Annotated in this window: 14 protein-coding genes; 8 read left to right on the forward strand and 6 right to left on the reverse strand. The window is 43.4% G+C overall.

The annotated features are described in order from the left end of the window. Window positions 1-142 precede the first annotated feature (142 nt). The 4 genes from rny to E5358_RS09065 all read right to left on the reverse strand — a co-directional run bounded on the left by rny (window position 143) and on the right by E5358_RS09065 (window position 3,036). Complete coding sequence (gene rny, locus E5358_RS09050) at window positions 143-1,681, reverse strand: ribonuclease Y (RefSeq protein ID WP_135939868.1); 1,539 nt, start codon at window positions 1,679-1,681, stop codon at window positions 143-145. Between the two features lie 33 nt (window positions 1,682-1,714). Continuing rightward, window positions 1,715-2,017: a cell division protein ZapA gene (locus E5358_RS09055; RefSeq protein WP_135939869.1), complete on the reverse strand. Its 303-nt coding sequence runs from the start codon at window positions 2,015-2,017 to the stop codon at window positions 1,715-1,717. Between the two features lie 17 nt (window positions 2,018-2,034). Then, window positions 2,035-2,268, reverse strand: a complete 234-nt coding sequence (locus E5358_RS09060) for a hypothetical protein (RefSeq protein WP_135939870.1) — start codon at window positions 2,266-2,268, stop codon at window positions 2,035-2,037. Between the two features lie 153 nt (window positions 2,269-2,421). Further along, on the reverse strand, window positions 2,422-3,036 hold the full coding sequence (locus E5358_RS09065) for a hypothetical protein (RefSeq protein WP_135939871.1): 615 nt from the start codon (window positions 3,034-3,036) through the stop codon (window positions 2,422-2,424). Window positions 3,037-3,213: 177 nt separating this feature from the next. Between E5358_RS09065 and E5358_RS09070 the strand changes: the two genes are divergently transcribed. The 4 genes from E5358_RS09070 to E5358_RS09085 all read left to right on the forward strand — a co-directional run bounded on the left by E5358_RS09070 (window position 3,214) and on the right by E5358_RS09085 (window position 8,693). Next, on the forward strand, window positions 3,214-4,641 hold the full coding sequence (locus E5358_RS09070; protein WP_135939872.1) for an exopolysaccharide biosynthesis polyprenyl glycosylphosphotransferase: 1,428 nt from the start codon (window positions 3,214-3,216) through the stop codon (window positions 4,639-4,641). A gap of 44 nt (window positions 4,642-4,685) precedes the next feature. Continuing rightward, on the forward strand, window positions 4,686-5,558 hold the full coding sequence (rfbA, locus tag E5358_RS09075) for a glucose-1-phosphate thymidylyltransferase RfbA (RefSeq protein ID WP_135939873.1): 873 nt from the start codon (window positions 4,686-4,688) through the stop codon (window positions 5,556-5,558). A 30-nt stretch (window positions 5,559-5,588) separates the two neighbouring features. Next, a complete protein-coding gene (locus E5358_RS09080; RefSeq protein WP_135939874.1) occupies window positions 5,589-8,075 on the forward strand; it encodes a GumC family protein in 2,487 nt (828 codons plus the stop codon). A 180-nt stretch (window positions 8,076-8,255) separates the two neighbouring features. Next, the gene (locus tag E5358_RS09085) at window positions 8,256-8,693 is read left to right on the forward strand and encodes a BT0820 family HAD-type phosphatase (protein ID WP_135939875.1); all 438 of its coding nucleotides are present in this window, start codon (window positions 8,256-8,258) and stop codon (window positions 8,691-8,693) included. A gap of 199 nt (window positions 8,694-8,892) precedes the next feature. Here E5358_RS09085 and E5358_RS09090 read toward each other — a convergent pair whose 3' ends face one another. Together E5358_RS09090 and lepA are read right to left on the reverse strand one after the other, a co-directional pair. Further along, entirely contained in the window at window positions 8,893-9,483 is a 591-nt protein-coding gene (locus E5358_RS09090; RefSeq protein ID WP_135939876.1) for a Crp/Fnr family transcriptional regulator, read from the reverse strand. 155 nt (window positions 9,484-9,638) lie between these two features. Then, window positions 9,639-11,441 (reverse strand): translation elongation factor 4, encoded by a 1,803-nt coding sequence (gene lepA / locus E5358_RS09095; protein ID WP_135939877.1) that lies wholly within the window; start codon window positions 11,439-11,441, stop codon window positions 9,639-9,641. 249 nt (window positions 11,442-11,690) lie between these two features. On the opposite strand from lepA, the gene E5358_RS09100 reads away from it, so the two are divergent. From E5358_RS09100 to E5358_RS09115, 4 genes are all read left to right on the forward strand, one after another. Next, complete coding sequence (locus tag E5358_RS09100; protein WP_135939878.1) at window positions 11,691-12,377, forward strand: queuosine precursor transporter; 687 nt, start codon at window positions 11,691-11,693, stop codon at window positions 12,375-12,377. Between the two features lie 203 nt (window positions 12,378-12,580). Continuing rightward, a complete protein-coding gene (locus E5358_RS09105) occupies window positions 12,581-13,219 on the forward strand; it encodes an epoxyqueuosine reductase QueH (protein WP_135939879.1) in 639 nt (212 codons plus the stop codon). Between the two features lie 436 nt (window positions 13,220-13,655). Further along, window positions 13,656-16,499, forward strand: coding sequence for a hypothetical protein (locus E5358_RS09110; protein WP_135939880.1), 2,844 nt, complete (start codon window positions 13,656-13,658; stop codon window positions 16,497-16,499). A gap of 132 nt (window positions 16,500-16,631) precedes the next feature. Then, a partial coding sequence (locus tag E5358_RS09115) for a DUF6443 domain-containing protein (protein ID WP_277821235.1) occupies window positions 16,632-18,372 on the forward strand: 1,741 nt, incomplete at its 3' end.

Here is an 18,372-nt window from a genome sequence, read left to right on the forward strand (position 1 = left end):
GAGACTTGAGTTAGCAGTAATCCAGAAATTGCTTCTCACCATCTTACAATAAAAAATGCAGGAGTAAATTCTATAAAGAACTTACTCCTGCATTCTTATATATAATTATACTGTATAGAAACAGTATGAAATCATGCACTCATTACTTTGCATAAGCAACAGAGCGAGTCTCACGGATAACAGTAATCTTCACCTGTCCCGGATATGTCATCTCTGTCTGAATCTTGTTTGCTATATCGCCGGACAAAGCCTCTGTCTCAGCATCAGTCATCTTGTCTGCACCGACAATCACACGAAGCTCACGACCGGCCTGAATAGCATAGGTCTTTGTCACTCCCGGATAAGACATTGCTATCGCTTCAAGGTCATTGAGACGCTTGATGTAAGCCTCCACAATCTCACGACGGGCACCAGGGCGAGCACCTGAGATAGCATCACAAACCTGTACGATTGGAGCAAGGAGAGTCTGCATTTCCATTTCGTCATGGTGTGCACCGATAGCATTGCAGATGTCTGGTTTCTCCTTGTATTTCTCTGCAACCTTTGCACCATAGAGAGCATGTGGCATCTCGTTCTCCTCATCAGGCACTTTACCAATATCATGGAGCAATCCGGCACGCTTTGCTTTCTTAGGATTAAGTCCCAATTCGCTTGCCATTACAGCACAAAGGTTAGCTGTCTCACGAGCGTGTTGCAGGAGGTTCTGTCCATAAGAAGAACGGTACTTCATCTTTCCGACTATACGCACAAGTTCAGGATGCAAGCCATGGATGCCAAGGTCTATTGTTGTACGCTTACCTGTCTCAACAATCTCATTGTCAAGCTGCTTCTTGACCTTAGCCACAACTTCCTCGATACGTGCAGGATGGATTCGGCCATCGGCGACAAGCTGGTGCAGGGCAAGACGGCAAACCTCACGGCGGATAGGATCGAAAGCAGAGATAACGATAGCCTCCGGAGTGTCATCAACAACAATCTCTACACCACAAGCAGCCTCAAGTGCACGGATATTGCGACCTTCACGTCCGATGATGCGACCCTTGACCTCATCATTGTCGATATGGAAGACAGACACACTGTTTTCTATGGCTGTTTCGGTGGCTGTACGCTGGATTGTCTGGATGACAATCTTGCGTGCCTGCTGGTTTGCATTGAGCTTAGCCTCCTCGACAATGTCGTTGATGTATGCCTGCGCATCAAGACGTGCCTTGTCCTTCAAGGTCTCCACAAGGCGTGCTTTAGCCTCGTCGGCAGAAAAACCGGAAATCTGCTCAAGTTTGTACAGTTCCTGCTCCTCCATCTTCTGAAGTTCTTCTGCCTTGACAGCAACCAAATTACGTTCATTGTCAAGTCTTTTGGCTTCATTGTCAAGCTCTTGGCTCTTACGGTTCAAGTCTCCCTGCTGGCGATTCAGTTCCTGCTCACGCTGGCGTACACGCTGTTCGCTCTGCTGGAGTTTTTGATTACGGTGCTGTGTTTCCTTCTCAAGTTCATTTTTCTTGTTGAGAAACTTCGCTTTAACTTCAAGGAGTTTTTTCTCCTTCAATACTTCTGCCTCTTTTTCGGCAGTGGCAATCATCTCACCATACTTGCCTTTTAGGATGTACCGGAAAATGATGTATCCAACGCTTACTCCCACAATCAATGCGGCAAAAGCTGTTATAATAATTGGAATTAGCATATTAATTTATATTTATAATAAAAAAAATCGATGTTACTGCTCTTCTTTCAGAGCATTATTTATCTCCACGGAGAGTTTTTTGATGGTCTCCAAGAATGGCGTAACATCATTGCGCTTTGCCTCTCGCTCATAACGAAGTGCTATGTCAACAAGAGCCATATAGAGTATCTCTTTCTCACTCTTAAGCCCCTTGTAGTAATTTGTGTAATTACCGACAACTTCCGTTATAAGCAAAGCAAGGTGACGATACATCTCCTCATCCTGACGGTCAATCTTCACCGCCATGTCTGTATCGTATATATGCAATCTTATATTAAGTTTATTCTCTTCAACCATAACTTTATCAATATTTATCACTGTCCGTTTTGCTGTTCAGTGAGCAGGGTTATGCACCTGTCTACATCACGGATGAGTTTATTGACATGTTTGCGTGCTGTCTCCAAATCCCCATCGCCGATTTCTATGATACGAGCAGCTTTCAGCATATCATAATCGTGCATGGAAGCATTGGTAAGAACTTCCATCTCCTTGACATATTTCTCCTGAGCGGCAAACTGTCTCTTCATGTCATTAAGTTCCTGTCGCATCTCTTTGTACTTGAGGAGCAACTGTCTAATGAGTAAAGAAAAGTCTTGTATTTCCTGCTCAGAATATGCCATATGGATAAATATTTATTTTTGCAAATTTAGTCATTTAACACAATCACATTAATCTACCTGCCTGCAAAAGTCAAACTATATTTATTGTTCCTTTGCCGCAGACTCTTTCTTAGCGAGCATTATAAGTTGGAATGCAAAGGCGGAAATCCACTGTTCTGAGAAGCCAAGCCGCTTTGAAAGATTACGGAGCTCCATCACAGTCTTCACTGTTGCAGGATCATCATAATCATTCTTCGTAAAAATCTCATTGACAGTTTTTTCCGTCATAGACCGCAAGGTTCCCTTAAAGAATGAAGGAAGGCGCAATTTGAATTTCATGATATTGCCCAAAAGCATCATCAACTCTTGCGTAAGCGTCTGAAACTGCACCAAGTAAACTTGCACATCCTGCATCTTGCGGCAGTTTTTCTTCACACTTTGGTCTATCTCTTTATAGAACATGTCATCCAAGCCGTACATATCCGTAAGCATTTTGCGACAACGCACACGCTCCCCCACACCAAGTTTATTGTTCTGTGTCGCGACTTTAAGCGTTGACTTGAAAACCCTGAGGTCAGGAAGCATTGCCAGATTGGTGATTCCGGCGTTTGCTGCAATAGACGCTTGGAAATAGACCCTTATAAGAGTCATGAAATCTTCCATTCCCGGCTCTTTGTCATCATGTTTCTTTCCAAAAAGTTTATCTAAAAATCCCATTTTTATCTTGTTATTTAATTGATTCGAGAGCAAAATTAGTCATTTTTTGTGGATTACACAAGAAAAATAACGCATTTCATTAAAATGGAAGCCAAAAATTTGCCCATTTCCTGTTTTTTATGTAAATTTGCACTGAATTATATTATTGACACATAAACTAACAGCATCTAAAAAAACATGGCTAATTTTCATAGGGTACATTCGAACAGCAGTACAATAATTCTGATCGCCATCACATTAATGGACATTGTGTTGGCAAACATCACATATTGGTGCATTTTTGACATTGAGAAGATTCTTGTCCCACAGGAAATAATAACAGACAGCGTTAGTGGTGCTCTTTATGTAACAATGGCGGCTATAATAAGCTTGTCTTTCTACAGCACAATAATCCATGTCAGACGAATTAACATTACAAGCGTTATCCTACGCGTAACACGCTTGACATTGGTACAGACACTTGCGATAGTAGTCATATTCCACCTTGCACTCCATAAGCCTGACCATATCGTAAGTTTCGCAATCTCGTATGCTATAATATATTTTGCAATAACACTCCTCGCACGTATGCTTGAGCGCATTTTGCTCAACAAGATAAGACGCTCGGGACACAATCTTCGTTCCGTTGTGTTTGTTGGCAGTGACCCTGCAAATCTGGACATATACCTGCAGATGAAGGAATTGTCATCCATCGGCTATGATGTCAAAGGATATTACAGCAACAACGAGATAAAGACTGCACCTGAGCGATTCAAGAAACTTGGCACAAGAAGCGAACTGGTCAAAGCCATGCGTGAAGGATGCACCCCATTCACATCAGACATATTGATGTGCTCTCTGTCCACAACAGACGACAGAGATGATGTTAACACTATCATACATTATTGTGACAAGCATATCATCCAATTCTACCTTGTACCGCGAATCTATTCAAACCTGAGCCTACATCTCTCGCCGGTAGCATTTGGTGATTACACATTGTTCACGAATCATACGAACAACATCAACCGCCTTGACAACCGCATAGTAAAAAGAACATTCGACTTGGTGTTTTCTTCCATAGCATGTATATTCCTCCTGCCTATAATACCTGTTGTGTGGGCTTTCATAAGAATACAAAGCCCTGGTCCATTGTTCTTCAAGCAGGAGCGTACCGGTATGGACGGGAAAACATTCCTATTGTACAAGTTCCGTTCGATGCATGTCAACAAGGACGCCGACCGCATTCAGGCGACAAAGGATGACCCACGAAAGTTTGCGTTTGGAGATTTCATGCGCAAAACAAATATCGATGAGTTGCCACAGTTCATAAATGTGCTTAAAGGAGACATGAGCATTGTCGGTCCACGCCCACACATGCTTCTGCATACAGAAATGTACTCTGCCGTCATTTCACAATACATGGTACGCCATTTCTCCAAGCCGGGAATAACAGGATGGGCACAAGTGACAGGCTACCGTGGCGAGACAAAAGAGCTGTGGCAGATGGAAGAACGTGTAAAGCGAGACATTTGGTATAACGAGAACTGGTCTTTCAAACTTGACCTGGAAATCATATTCAGAACAGCATGGTCTGTAATACACCCGGACAAGCATGCATATTGATATGTTTGAAGTAAAAATCATATAATATAAGGTACATTATTCAAATGAAAGGTATTGTATTAGCCGGAGGCTCCGGCACACGCCTCTATCCTATTACAAAAGGTATCAGCAAGCAGCTGATACCGATTTTTGACAAACCGATGATTTACTACCCTATCTCTGTGTTGATGAACGCCGGGATTCGGGAAATTCTCATTATTTCCACCCCACATGACCTCCACGGGTTCAAGCGTCTGCTTGGTGACGGTCATGACATCGGTGTTGAATTCACCTACGCAGAGCAGCCATCCCCGGATGGTCTTGCACAAGCATTCATCATCGGTGAACAATTCATAGGCAAAGACAGTGTATGCCTTGTACTTGGCGACAACATATTCCATGGAACAGGTTTCACAAAGGTACTGGAACAGAGTGTGGAAAATGTCGAAAGAGACGGCAAGGCTACTGTTTTCGGCTATTGGGTCAATGACCCGGAACGCTATGGAGTGGCAGAGTTTGATGCTAACGGTGACTGCCTGTCCATAGAAGAGAAGCCGAAAGCCCCAAAATCGAACTATGCTGTGGTGGGACTTTATTTCTACCCTAACTCTGTTGTGGAAATAGCAAAGAGCATAAAACCTTCCGCACGCGGAGAACTTGAGATAACAACTGTCAACCAGACATATCTTGAACAGAAGGCTCTTAAAGTGCAAACCCTTCCACGCGGCTTTGCCTGGCTGGACACCGGCACGCACGACTCCCTTGCAGAAGCTTCAACATTCATCGAAGTAATCGAGAAGAGACAAGGTCTCAAAATCGCATGTCTGGAAGAAATCGCATTCCGGAACAAATGGATTTCCGCTGACGAGCTCCGTACCATCGCTTCCCCTATGGCAAAAAACGATTACGGAAAATACCTCTTGAATCTACTCAAATAGGCTCTCCTATATAAACACATAATAAACCATATGGAAGAAAATACAATACAAAACCCTGCCAACAATATCATTACAGAGGCAGAGGAGAACTCCACGTTTAGCCTACAGAGCATAATTGCCATTTTTATCCTCAACTGGCAATGGTTCGTTCTGTCTGTCGTTATATGCTTTGCCGCAGGTATCGTATATATAAAGTATCAGGCACCAATATACCAAACAAATACAAAAATATTCATACAGGACAACAATAGCAAGTCTGCCGGAACTCTTGATGTTGAGAACCTTGGCTTGATTTCAAACTCCAGCGGTCTCGACAATGAAATGGAAATCCTGTCATCCCATTCCATTGCTCTTAATGCAGTCAAGAAACTAAAACTGTACACAACTTACAAAATCGACGGAAAATTCAGAGACCAACTCATATATGGCAGCCAGCCTGTCATCGTAGACCTTGATGCAGCTTCTATCGAGAAACTTACCTCTCCTATCAACTTGGAGATAAAATTCAAGAATGGAAACTACATTATTACAGGGCAAGCAGGTCAACATTCCATAAATAAAACTGTAAGTTCTATTCCTACACAGATTCCTACTGCAGCAGGAAAGATACAGATTACAAAAAATCCAAACAGTGAATGGACTTGGGGAAGCAAGTCGTTGTACGTTACCATCAATTCCCCAAAAGTCATTGCTGACGTTTATACAAAGCAGATAGCTGTAGCACCGGTAGGAAAAGCATCATCAATAGTGTTGATTACCCTGAATGACGAATCTCCGAAAAGAGCTTTGGACTACCTTGGTCAATTGGTTGACAGCTACAACGAAGAAGCCAATGCGGACAAGAACACAATCGCTATCCGTACGGAAGAATTCATCAACAGCCGTTTGGAGAAAATCAGTGCCGAACTTGGAGAAACAGAAAGCCAACTGGAAAACTTCAAACGCCAGAACCAGGTTTTCGAAATCAATACAAATGCTTCTAACGCGATGTCATTGACTACCAACTATGAGCAGCAATTGGCAGACATATCCACACAAATCTCCTTGCTCAACAGCATTAAGGAGTACATGGCTATGCCACAAAACAAGTACCAGACATTGCCATCAAATGTAGGACTTACCGACCAAACTGCATCATCGCTCATCAACCAGTACAACCAGGTGGCACTTGAGCGCAGCCGTCTTATGCGTACCGCAAGCGAGAACAGCCCTACGGTAGCACCCCTCACCGACCAGCTCAACACACTTACAGCAAGTATCGGCAACGCTATACAGCAGGCAAAGAAGAACCTGCAGATACAGAATAATGCCTTAAAGTCACAACTTGCAAAATACAATGCGCAGGTACAGGCATCGCCAACACAAGAGCGCATCCTTAACAAAATCGGAAGACAACAGGAAGTCAGCTCCGGTCTGTATCTTATGCTCCTCCAGAAGCGTGAAGAGAACTCTATCTCACTTGCTGCAACAGCCAACAAGGGAAAGATAATCGACGAACCGAGCCTTGTAGGAAAGATTGCGCCTAAAGAAAACAACATCATGCTTATGGCGATTGTTCTCGGCATTGCAATACCGTTCGGTATATTGCTCCTTATACAGCTGATACGTTACAAGATATCAGTGCGTGATGATGTTGAGAAACTTACCAAGCTCCCTATCGCCGGTGATATTCCAATCGCAAGTGAGACAGTCAAGACAAAAGCCGGTATCGTTGTGCATGAGAACACAAACAACATGATTACCGAGGTGTTCCGAAGCCTGCGTACAAACATACTCTTTACCATAAAGGAATCAGAGAAAGTCATTATGGTAACATCAAGTACAGCCGGTGAAGGAAAGACATTCATAGCCTCCAACCTTGGAGTAAGCCTTGCGCTCCTTGGCAAGAAAGTTGTCATCGTAGGTCTTGATGTCCGCAAGCCACGACTCGCCGAACTCTTCGGAGTAAAGGATAAAGTGCACGGCATCACACCATTGCTTACAAAGAGCATTGTCACCGAACAGGATGTAAAGAGCAATATCCTGAACTCCGGAGTAAACGATAACCTTGACGTACTCTTTGCAGGTCCTATCCCACCGAACCCGGCAGAGTTGGTGACAAGAGAATCTCTTGACGCTGTCTTTGAATACCTCAAGGACCTCTATGACTATATCATTGTGGATACTCCGCCATTTGGTATCGTTACTGACACATTAAGTATTGCCCGTGTTGCTAACGCAACATTATGTGTCTGCCGTGCAGAGTACACTCCAAAGGCTGCCTTCGGTTATATAAATCAATTGGCAACAGAGAAGAAGTTCACAAACATGTCCATAGCTATCAACTGTATTGACTTCACAAAGAAAACACACAGTTATACATACGGCTACGGCAAGTATGGAAAATACGGCAAATATGGTTCCTATGGTAAATACGGAAGCTATGGCAAGTATGGACATTACGGACATTATGGAAGCTACGGCAATTATGCAAGCAGCCACTACAGTTCTCCGAATGACAATTCCATAAAGAAATAATCCGAAAGAAACCATACTATATGGTGTCCCTATACAAGGAAAATGTAGAGGGACACCTTTATTTTGGCAGCTGTTGGAAACAAACCTACTGAAAAGCAAACCACCAACCAGACAAGAGAGAGCAAATATCTCAGAAACAATATTGACAATCAATCAGTATCTGAAAAAAATATATAACCTATGACAATCGCTATCGATTTTGACGGAACAATCGTAACACACGAATACCCCAACATTGGTGAAGAACAGCCTTTTGCAATAGAGACACTGAAGATGCTCATTGCTGACAAACACCGCCTGATATTATGGACAGTACGTGAGGGAGAGCTTCTTGATGAAGCCATACAATGGTGCCGGGAAAGAGGAGTAGAGTTTTGGGCAGTAAACAGAGATTACCCGGAAGAAGAGCGTGAGAAGAACGATATCTATTCACGCAAACTGAAAGTTGACATGTTCATTGATGACCGCAATGTCGGAGGGCTTCCTGATTGGGGAACAATCTACCAGATGATTAAAGAGAACAAGACCTACAACGACATCATTTTCGAGACAGCACAAAACGATCCTTATCAGCCAAATTCTACTGATAAGCCAAAGAAAAGATGGTGGCAGTTCTGAACTGTAGAATCTGTTCTAAATAACAAAATCGTCAAAACTTTCAATGACTCTGTAGGAGAAAGTCTTGGCGATTTTGTTTTTCAATTTAGCCCTTTCCCTATTGTGTAACGTTCAGGGGAGATACTCAAAATTGAGCATCTCCCCTGAACGTTTTTATGAAGCAATTTGTTTGTTCGATTGTATGCAGACAGCCATAAAGCTACATTGGCTGTGCACGGACACGTGACAGTGTTTCAGGTGTCATCTGCAAATACGATGCAATGAACACCAACGGAGCACGCAAAGCAACCTGTGGCATCAGCTTGCAGAAGCGCACATACCTGCCATGCGCAGTCTCAAATCTTACAAGGTCAGCATGAATCTGGGAATTTATAAGAGACTCCTCAAGGATTTTCCTATACAAGATTTGAATATTATTATTATGGAGAGCCACATGCTCAAGACTCTTCTTTGGCATAGCGAATATATATGTGTTCTCAAGAGCCGTAAGTTCCTGCTGTGTAGGAATCTCCTCAAACAAACTTTGAATACTCATGCATATTGTACCATCAACCCCGAAATGCTCTGTCACCTCCTTGTTATTCTTAACATAATGTTGACGCACAAGTCCCTGATGTATGTAATATATATACTTACACACTTCACCTGTCGAAAGGATTTTCTTGCCCTTTGGAAAATTCATAGGCACAAGTATATTCTCCAGTTCATCCAGTTCATCGTGAGTCATGGTACTGTACTTACGCGCCAGTTCACGTGCCACATCTCTGGTAGCAATGATTTGTTGCTTCATAGTGTTAATCCCTGTTAGTTTTAATTTTGTTATTAGTATTCAAATATTGCCATTAGCTCTTAGATATATATTTCCTTATTGTTTTATAATCCATTTGATTTCATGCACAAAGCTGTTACAGCCATCCTCATTCTGCCAACAGTGCCAGAATTCTATCAATCAAGCTTCAATACTGCGAGGAAAGCCTTCTGTGGCACCTCCACATTACCAATCTGCTTCATGCGTTTCTTTCCTTTCTTCTGCTTCTCCAGCAGTTTGCGCTTTCGAGAGACATCTCCGCCATAGCACTTTGCCGTAACATCTTTCCTGACACACTTTATGGTCTCGCGTGCCACAATCTTTGCGCCAATGGCAGCCTGAATGGCGATGTCAAACTGCTGACGCGGAATCAGTTCTTTCAGCTTTTCACACATACGCCTTCCCAATCCCACGGCATTGTCCACATGTGTCAAAGCAGAAAGAGCATCAACGCTCTCGCCATTCAGCAGTATGTCCAACTTGGCAAGCTTGGAATGTCTGAATCCATCAATGTGGTAATCAAACGAAGCATATCCCTTCGAGATAGACTTCAGTTTGTCATAGAAATCAATAACTATCTCACCCAATGGGAGATGGAAATGAATCTCTACACGATTGCCGGAAATGTATTCCTGCTTTATGAGTTCGCCACGCTTGTCAAGACAGAGCGTCATAATAGGACCGATATAAGCGGTATCTGTAATGATTGTCGCATATATATAAGGTTCCTCTATGTGGTCAATCGACATCAAGTCCGGAAGCCCTGAAGGGTTATGCACCTCTTTCTGCTCGCCATGCTTGTCATAAACCATGTACGACACGTTCGGCACAGTAGTAATAACATCCATATTGAACTCACGGTCAAGGCGTTCCTGCACAATCTCCATGTGGAGAAGTCCGAGGAATCCACAACGGAATCCGAAGCCAAGGGCAACGGATGACTCCGGCATGAATGTCAATGATGCATCGTTAAGCTGCAGTTTCTCAAGTGAAGCGCGAAGATTCTCATAATCAGAAGGGTCTATCGGATAGACACCGGCAAAGACCATTGACTTCACTTCCTGGAAACCGGAGATTGCCTTACTGCAAGGATTGTCTATGTGAGTGATAGTGTCACCCACCTGCACTTCCTTTGCGTTCTTTATACCGCTTATAATATAACCTACCTCGCCCGTCGAGAGCTGCTTTTTAGGCATCATGTTCATCTTCAACACTCCGACCTCGTCGGCCACATATTCCATGCCGGTATTGAAGAATTTCACCTTATCACCTTTCTTTATAGAACCGTTCTCTATCTTGAAATAAGCGATAATTCCACGGAAAGAGTTGAACACAGAATCAAAAATCAAGGCCTGCAGTGGCGCGTCCTTATCACCTTCCGGTGCCGGCACACGCTCCACGACAGCGTCAAGCACATCTTTCACGCCTTCCCCTGTCTTTCCTGATGCACGGAGTATATCCTCCCTCTTGCATCCTATCAGCTCTATGATTTCATCCTCGACCTCGTCAGGCATCGCTGACGGCATGTCAATCTTGTTTATGACAGGGATAATCTCCAAATCCTGCTCAATAGCCATGTACAGGTTTGAGATAGTCTGTGCCTGAACGCCTTGTGTAGCATCCACGACAAGCAATGCACCCTCACAGGCAGCTATCGAACGGCTCACTTCGTAAGAGAAATCGACATGCCCCGGAGTGTCTATCAGGTTGAGGACATACTGTCCTTTCTCAAAGTCAGGGTGCTCGTTCTCATACCCATACTCCATCTGTATGGCATGGCTCTTGATTGTTATGCCACGTTCCTGCTCCAAATCCATATCATCCAACATCTGCCCTTGCGTCACCTCGATTGTCTTTGTATACTCCAGCAGACGGTCTGCCAGTGTACTTTTACCGTGGTCGATATGGGCTATGATACAGAAGTTTCTTATGTGTTTCATATATTATATGTTGGATAATGCATTTTTTATGGTGTGCCTGAAAAACACGTTCTTACAATCCACCTTGGAAAGGACAAAGCCCAAAAAGGCGAATAATACACTGCAAATTTACAAATAAAAAATGATTTTTGTCAATCTTATTAATATTTTTTACGAAATAAATTGCGCAAATTGAAATAAAAGACGTAACTTTGCAAGCAACTTTGTGGAATGGGTGCTTGGTAACCCCATTTAAATAAAAACAAGAACATGAAAAAAAACAATTCACAGGTGAGCCTGCTCTTTATGCTTTTCAGCATGCTCTTCACTGTATGCCTCATCGCATCCAACCTTTTCGAGACAAAGCAGATACAGTTTTTCAACCACAGCCAGACGGGAGGCCTTATCATTTTCCCAATCAGCTACATCATCAATGATGTGGTTTGTGAGGTTTGGGGCTATCGCAAGGCACGCATCCTGATATGGCTGGGATTCCTCATGAATTTCTTCTTCGTGTCCGCAGGAGCGTTATGCGACTGGCTTCCCGGTGCAGACTACTGGACTGGTGAAGAAGGGTTTCATGCTATCTTCGGTCTTGCTCCACGCATCGCAGCGGCTTCATTTGCGGCATTCATCTGCGGCTCGTTTGTCAACGCCTATGTCATGTCCAAGATGAAGATATGGAACCAAGGGCGCAATTTCTCACTGCGCGCCATTCTCAGTACAGTTTTTGGTGAAAGTGTTGACTCACTGATATTTTTTCCGCTGGCATTCTACGGAGTGATTCCTACAGAAGAGCTGCCATGGCTGATGTGCTACCAAGTCCTGTTGAAGACAGGCTACGAGATAGTCGTGCTTCCGCTGACAATAATTGTAGTACGCCGGGTAAAGAAATATGAGAAAGAGGATATATATGACAACGACATAACATATAACATATTTAAGGTGTTTGACTAACGGGCTCTGCCGGTATCAAGACCATCATTCCACCAAACATCCCCCACTCTTCAATCCATTGTGAAGCGAAAGGTTACCTTTCAGCATGCAAAAGGTAACGGTTTACATGCCAAAAGATTACTTTTTACCACCCAAAAGGTAACCTTTCGCAACACCACAAAACACACCTTCATAAAAGACTGATTATCAACAAAAAGCAAACAATGACAGAAACACTTCTCCACTGCTGCTGCGCCCCATGTTCATCAGCCATCCTCGAATGGATGATGCAGCACGATGTGCACCCCACTCTTTACTACTGCAACCCGAACATCTACCCGGAAGAGGAATACATGATACGCAAAAACGAACTGACCCGGTACGCCGAAGAACTCGGGCTCAGAGTGATTGACGACGACCACCTCCCGGAATGGAAAGGCTGGGAACAATACCATAGGGAGTGGCTCGATGCTGTCCATGGATTAGAGGACGAGCCTGAACGCGGAGGGCGATGCCTGAAATGTTTCAAGATTCGTTTACTACGTGCTGCACAAATCGCCAAGAAAGAAGGAATTGGGACATTCACCACCACCCTTGCTTCAAGCCGCTGGAAGAGTCTTGACCAGATAAACGAAGCCGGACTGTGGGCAGCCGAACAGGTGAACCATGCTGCAGAAACAGAAAAAGGGAAAGTAATCTTTGACACTCACAATTGGCGCAAAGGCGGATTGCAGGAGCGCAGAAACCGGTTATTGAAAGAAATCGGCTTCTACAACCAACTTTACTGCGGATGCGAGTTCAGCCTTGAAGCCATGAAGAAGAAGTTTGCTCAGAGCAAATACTGCAATGTATGCGATAAGTAGTTGTTATAGTAAGACAGAATAGATTTGCGAAAATATGCAAGCGCATTGCTCATGGTTTTCCGATTACCCGATGACTACGTTTTTGTATAATTTCCATGTTCTACAGTAACTGCCGTGCAAAGTGTTGACAATAAGGCATGAGTGTTTTCGCAAATCAATTTTGTTTGACTATAAAAAGCAGTTTATACGAAGTAACTGTTTTCCTATTTTTTTACATTCTAAAAACAAAAAAATAGGATTTTCTTCACGATTTCCGAAATTAAAACGTAACTTTGTAACCGAAACCTAATAGCCCCATCGCCTATGAAAAAGAGCTGACAGAAGATAGAGGATGCACAAGACTGCACACAAGGCAGCAACCATAAGATACTTGATATTGATATAGAATTCAATAGGCAACGGTCATCCAACAAAACAACCTTAAACCAATAACGCTATGAGAATCAAACTAATTGCACTTGTCATACTGGCAACATACCCATTTCTTATGGCAATTGCGGAAGAGAACATTTGTGATTCCATAAGACAGGACAGCATCATCATGCTTAAAGCGCAGACAGCTTCCGCAACTGAAAACACAGAAGCGCAAACTCCTCAAATAATCCCTCCGTCTCCTACTGTACAAGCCTTATGCCGTTATGGAGAGACTCCTGTAAGTTATGCGACAGGCATTCCGAGCATATCGATACCATTATACACTATCAAATGCGGCTCGCTTGAACTGCCAATAACCCTGACTTATCATGCGGGAGGAATCAAGGTTGACGACACAGCCTCATGGGTAGGCCTGGGATGGAGCCTGAACGCCGGTGGAGTCATCGGGATAACAACGGTAGGTCATCATGACATCAATGTGGTGAGAAATGACACATTGCCTTCACACGGAGATATCGACGATGAACATTTCTATGGAATAGGCACGAAAATTTTACGTGAAGCCTATGAAACGTGTTGCAAGGATTATCAGCCGGACATTGTCTCATATAATTTCTTAGGTCATAATGGACAAATTATTTATGATGGTAATTCGCGTAAATGGTATAACTTTGCTGGTGACAAAAGAGTCAAGTTTGCTTATTCTCAAATCGATGACTCCTTCTCAGCTACAGATAACAAGGGCAACAGATATACATTCAATACAAAAGAAAGCACTTGGGTAACTGGGCACACTGGGCAGAATAATATATCATCAGCTTACAATCCATCAAAGTTTGTCAGTTTTGACTCTATGGATTCCATTCAACTGAGCTATACTCGCTCTGGCGAATATGATAGAATCAAAGTGATGTCCAATCTGGCATATGGATTTGATGGCAAGAAAGTGTGGGAAAGAAGAGTGAACCTTGGTGGCACCAACAAGCTTGGCGGTCCGGGGGCATTCTTCTTTCACGAAAACACTTACAATCATTTGACACAAAAAATAACCAAGATAAAAGCAAGCAATGGGACTACTGTTGAGTTTGCCCACATTAAGAGTCGTGAGGATATTCCAACCCCTCTTTCATCAGAACCACCGGTAAGACTATCACAGATAAACGTATACAATGCTCAGGGTAATCGTATAAAACGCTGGGAATTCATTTATGACTATTTCATAGCCAATACAAAATCCTCTTACTGCTCTGCCCATGACAAGCGGCTTAAACTTGTGAGCTTGAAGGAGTACGGCTCAACATATGAAGAGCCAAGAGTCTATAAGTTCAGTTACTATGGCGATGCTGAAGGTGAGCCAACAATGCCCCACCGCAACGCTTTCTCTGGTAAAGACGCTTGGGGATATTGCAACGCTATGCCTTCACAGAAAGAGGCAAACGACTCCATGATGTCATATCCAAACTTTAAGGATGTGGAGTTCTGCCTTTATCGGAAATTAGGGAATGCGATAAAAACTAATGAGAATCTAATCGTCAGTTACAATAAAGGGCGCAATGTTGATGCAAATCCTTCATACATCCATGCATATTCATTAAAACAAATCACCTATCCATCAGGAGGGTACGAGAAATTCATCTATGAGCCGAACCATTATTCTACAGTTGACAGATTCAAAAACCAATATGGACGGCCTGACTCCATGAGCTGCTATGGTGGCGGATTGCGCATAAAACAGATAATATCCTGTTATGGAGAAACAACATCTACAAGGTCATTTGAATATTCCGAGGGAGATGTGCCAAGACATCCTCATTTCTTAAAGCGCAGATTCTACGAGGAACGTGGCCAGAAAAATGACCCTTTACAACGTCAGAATTCTATTGACACTTATCTGCAACTATGCCCAAATGCTGTAAATACATCTTGTGTCGCGCAAGGAAATAGTGTAATGTATCCACAAGTGCGTGAAATATTTGATGATGGGTATGTTGAATACAACCACACTATGCTTGAAGACACTAATTACTCGGACTTGTATAGTGAGAACGATTACGATATGTATAGCGGGTTCGCTCATTTCATAGGTTCCACCACTACCGACTGTGCATATCAAGTGGTTAATGGATGTGTTTACAATACATGGGCTAACGCCAATATTCAGAATATTGACAATAACTCTGATTACATGGGGTATAATGGCGCATTCTTCAGACGTGGACAGTTGGAAAGCAAAAAATACTATGACAAGAATGGCAGAATCCTCAAAGAAGAAGACTACTCATATACAACAAAAGAAATGAAACAAATTTCTGGCATGGAGGTGAGAAGGGAAACTGGTATGGACACAATTGTGACCTGGGGCTCTCTCGCTGGAACGCGGAAAGAATTTTACTACTACTCAATATATTGGCTTGCAGCAGGGAACTCCATGCTGACGAATAAAGATGTCACTACACATTTTTATAAAGGTGGAGGACATACATATAGCACTGTCAGATATAAATATACGTACACCCAAGACAATCTGCTGAGTTCTGAGACAATGACGGATGACAGCGGAAGAACAGTCACAACAAAAATTGTCTATCCTTCTGACATCAATGCGCCTCCATATAGGGAGATGAAAGACGCTTACATGATTGACTATCCTGTTGAGCAGACAATCTGCCGAGGAGGCAATGTCGCGCAATCTGTCCTTACGGAATATGCAAAATTCGGGAACTCTTATTACCCCAAGTCGTCATACACCTACAAACCATCAACAATCAATTCGAATTTCACACAATACAACGGTACAAGAGCATCCCATTACACAATTCCCAACTGGGTCATAGACGACTACGACCATGGGAGGATTGTTAGAATGCAGACAAAAGACGGTCAGAGACATAGCTTCGCATGGTGATATAACCATGAGTATCCAACATTAGAACTGATTGACGATTGTTACCATTCAACAAACGACTTTGAGACATGGGCAGATGCGCAAGTGCGCAACTTCGAGTATGCCCCGCAAATAGGTGTCACATCAGAGATAATGCCAAATGGCCTCAAGCTCCATTATGGATATGATGCAAAGGGCAGATTGGCGGACAAGAGATTCTCCACTTTAGGGACGACACTGGAGTTTGCCACAGAACGTTACCACTACAATGAAAGTGGCAACTGCAACTATATCATGACAGAGACAATGCTTGATGAAACAGGAAACAACAAAAAGACGGAAATGGCTTATTATGATGGTCTGAACAGACCTGTTGAGACAGTCGTTAACGGACTAAACACATCAGGCTATTATGCAGCGGCATATACGGAATATGATGACCGCGGACGGGAAAGAAAGGCATGGCTGCCGGTGGTCAGTGGCATGACACATGATTTTGTCCCTTCTTCCTCTCTTGAATCTTTGGGACAGTCTACTTATTCTGATAACTACGCTTACTCACTCAAAACTTATGACATCTTAGACCGCCCTGTAAAAGAAATGATGCCCGGTGAAGCATGGCATTCCGGAAACAAAGGTGTGGCATACGAATATCTGACGAATGCTGCCAACTCTGTAAAGAGATATGATGCCCCATGTGATAAAATTTCACTTGTTAAAGATGGGTATTATCCTCCAAATGCACTTGCAGCGGTAAAAACAACAGATGCTGACGGACACACCGTGGAAGTGTTCTCTGACTTTGAAGGGCGCAAGATTCTTGAACGGCGCAACGGGGACAATGACACATACTTTGTATACAATGTCCTTGGACAGCTGCGCTATGTCCTCACCCCACAATACCAAGCCGAGGAGAAGAAGGCTCTTTACGCCTATGAATACAGATATGATGACCAAGGAAATGTTGTCAAGAAAATCTTGCCGGGCTGCGAACCGACAAAATATCTGTATGACAGCCATGGCCGCCTGATAGCCATGCAGGATGGCAGAATGGGTGAATCATCATATCCACGGCATGAATTTTATGTCTATGACAGATTCGGAAGGCTTGCCGTACAGGGACGATGCTCAGGAGTGGCACACCCTGGTGACAACCTCGCAATGCTGGATGTAACGGCGGCACATGACAAAACAAAAGATTTCGGAGGATACACCATAGCACATCCTTATAACTACAATAGCCCGAAGGCGGAACTTGCCAACTATTATGACAACTATGACTTCGTCAATTACTGTGGAGCATTGAGAAACCTTCCAGTGGACAGCCTGCAACAGAAACTAATCCAGACTCCGATTTTAGAAGGATTAGGCATAGACTACGGTAAAGGACGAAAGACAGGACAGTTCGTAGTCGACTCTGAAGGTAATTGTACGCTGACAGCTTTTTTCTATGACATACGTGGAAATGTGATTGCGTCACGGAGCATCTCTTCGGACAATATATATACTTCAACACACACCGACTATACATTCATAAATACAGTAAGGCATGCATCACAAACTGTGATAAAAGAGTTTGGCACCGCCTCTGCACATAAGTATCGGACAGAACTTGTCAACATGTATGATGGACAAAGCGGAAAGATTCTCCATGCAGACTTGACTGTTACAGATGGCAACAGTTCAAAGGCACAGCGAATCGCATCATATGAATATGACAACCTTGGACGCATCAGCAGAATGGAGCAAGGCGCAGGCGCGCACAGTGCTTCATATGCCTATGACCTTCATGGCTGGGCAACAGCAATCACAGGCAATGCGTTGACTGAGAAGCTGAATTATGCCTCGGGAGCGAACCCGTGCTACAACGGCAGCATAAGCTCCATGGAATGGA

Origin of the sequence: Palleniella muris (genome assembly GCF_004792655.1) — a bacterium.
GTDB classification, from domain to species: Bacteria; Bacteroidota; Bacteroidia; order Bacteroidales; family Bacteroidaceae; genus Prevotella; species Prevotella muris_A.

Bases quoted from the DNA above. Each gene is read 5' to 3' on its own strand.
- lepA (WP_135939877.1), bottom strand. From the start codon at position 11,441: ATGAAACACATAAGAAACTTCTGTATCATAGCCCATATCGACCACGGT.
- rfbA (WP_135939873.1), top strand. From the start codon at position 4,686: ATGAAAGGTATTGTATTAGCCGGAGGCTCCGGCACACGCCTCTATCCT.
- E5358_RS09090 (WP_135939876.1), bottom strand. From the start codon at position 9,483: ATGAAGCAACAAATCATTGCTACCAGAGATGTGGCACGTGAACTGGCG.
- E5358_RS09070 (WP_135939872.1), top strand. From the start codon at position 3,214: ATGGCTAATTTTCATAGGGTACATTCGAACAGCAGTACAATAATTCTG.
- E5358_RS09055 (WP_135939869.1), bottom strand. From the start codon at position 2,017: ATGGTTGAAGAGAATAAACTTAATATAAGATTGCATATATACGATACA.
- E5358_RS09080 (WP_135939874.1), top strand. From the start codon at position 5,589: ATGGAAGAAAATACAATACAAAACCCTGCCAACAATATCATTACAGAG.
- E5358_RS09100 (WP_135939878.1), top strand. From the start codon at position 11,691: ATGAAAAAAAACAATTCACAGGTGAGCCTGCTCTTTATGCTTTTCAGC.
- E5358_RS09105 (WP_135939879.1), top strand. From the start codon at position 12,581: ATGACAGAAACACTTCTCCACTGCTGCTGCGCCCCATGTTCATCAGCC.
- E5358_RS09065 (WP_135939871.1), bottom strand. From the start codon at position 3,036: ATGGGATTTTTAGATAAACTTTTTGGAAAGAAACATGATGACAAAGAG.
- rny (WP_135939868.1), bottom strand. From the start codon at position 1,681: ATGCTAATTCCAATTATTATAACAGCTTTTGCCGCATTGATTGTGGGA.
- E5358_RS09085 (WP_135939875.1), top strand. From the start codon at position 8,256: ATGACAATCGCTATCGATTTTGACGGAACAATCGTAACACACGAATAC.
- E5358_RS09060 (WP_135939870.1), bottom strand. From the start codon at position 2,268: ATGCGACAGGAACTTAATGACATGAAGAGACAGTTTGCCGCTCAGGAG.
- E5358_RS09110 (WP_135939880.1), top strand. From the start codon at position 13,656: ATGAGAATCAAACTAATTGCACTTGTCATACTGGCAACATACCCATTT.